This window comes from Streptomyces sp. NPDC101166 (genome assembly GCF_044768125.1).
Taxonomy (GTDB): domain Bacteria; phylum Actinomycetota; class Actinomycetes; order Streptomycetales; family Streptomycetaceae; genus Streptomyces.
The window spans coordinates 1-1,380 of sequence record NZ_JBIWPF010000137.1; the positions used below are offsets into that span (position 1 = coordinate 1).

General features: G+C 67.7%; 2 protein-coding genes. One reads left to right on the top strand and one right to left on the bottom strand.

Annotation, left to right across the window (positions count from 1 at the left end; genetic code table 11):
- Positions 1-643 (top strand): PAS and ANTAR domain-containing protein (locus ACIRS4_RS37080; RefSeq protein ID WP_404204503.1); only part of this gene is annotated, 643 nt, incomplete at its 5' end.
- Between the two features lie 28 nt (positions 644-671).
- Here ACIRS4_RS37080 and ACIRS4_RS37085 read toward each other — a convergent pair.
- Complete coding sequence (locus tag ACIRS4_RS37085) at positions 672-1,271, bottom strand: TetR/AcrR family transcriptional regulator (RefSeq protein WP_404204505.1); 600 nt, start codon at positions 1,269-1,271, stop codon at positions 672-674.
- Between the last annotated feature and the right edge of the window lie 109 nt (positions 1,272-1,380).

Here is a 1,380-nt window from a genome sequence, read left to right on the forward strand (position 1 = left end):
GGAATCGCTGGTGTGGGCCGCGGGGAAGTATCCGGGCCCGCGGACGGGGAGCTTCCGGTTCTGGTTCGCCACGCAGCGCTGGGAGTGGTCCGCGGAGCTGTACCGCATGCACGGCTACACACCCGGCGAGATCGAGCCCACCACCGAACTCCTTCTCGCCCACAAACATCCCGAGGATCGCGGCAAGGTCGCCGAGGCGATCACCCGCTCGGTCTCACTGGGCGAGCCGTTCTCGAGCCGGCACCGGTTCATCGACACCCACGGGCACGAACACCACGTCATGGTGGTCGCCGACCGCATCCTCGACCAGGGGCGCGCGGTCGGCACCGCCGGGTTCTACATCGATCTGGCCGGTACCCTGATCAGCGCTCAGCGCGAGGCGCTCGAAGAACGGATGCCCGAGATGGTGGAGGCGCGGGCCGTGATCGAGCAGGCCAAGGGCGTGCTGATGCGCATGTACCGCATCAATGATGAGCAGGCGTTCAAACTGCTGGTGTGGCGGTCCCAGGAGACCAACACCAAACTCCGCTCCTTGGCCGAACAACTCCTGCGCGAACTGCCCAATATCCCACCCGCGCAGCCCGGAACCGTGTCGGCGTTCGATCACATCCTGCTGACCGTGCACGAACGCATCCACGAGTGACCTCCGCGGCCCGGCCGTAGATCGAACGCTAGCGGTGCACCCCGAGGGTCCGTTCCCAGATCGTCGACAGGACGTCCACGAGTTCGGTGAGCTCGGCGTCGTCGGCGTCCGGGCGCAGGTCGAGGAGCATGTGGATGTTCATGGTGGCCAGCGCGAGTGCGCTGCCGCGGGGATCGGGCAGGGGCGCACCGACTTCGGTGATCTTCTCGGTCGCCACGTCGACCACCGCCGCGACGAGGCCGTCCCGCACCGAGCGCACCTCCGGGTCATCGGTTCCCGACCGGAAGATGGCGCGCAGGACCGCGCCGTGGCGGCGGTAGGTCCGGGCGGCGGCAAGTAGGGCCGCGCGACCCCCGGCGACCGGGTCGTCGGAGTTCCGCCAGTCGGCCAGCCCAGCATCCGCCTCGGCGCGCAGGGGCTGAATCAGGGTGGTGAGCAGCTCGGACCGATCACGGAAGTACACGTAGAACGACTTTCGGGACAGCGTCGTGCGTTCCATGATCGCCGCCACCGTCGCCTCGTGCGCGGGGCGCGTCCGGAGCAATTCCGTTGCCGCGTCCAGGATCTCGGCGCGGGCCTCCTGCGGTTGCCGTCGACGGCGCGGTTCTCGACCGCTCGCTACTGCCACAGTGGCAGTATAGTCGTGCCCGTTAATGCCACCGTGGCATTAACGGGCAGTCACGCACCTGCAGAACGGGTTTCACCATGAGTCGACTACGACCGACCACCTGGTATTG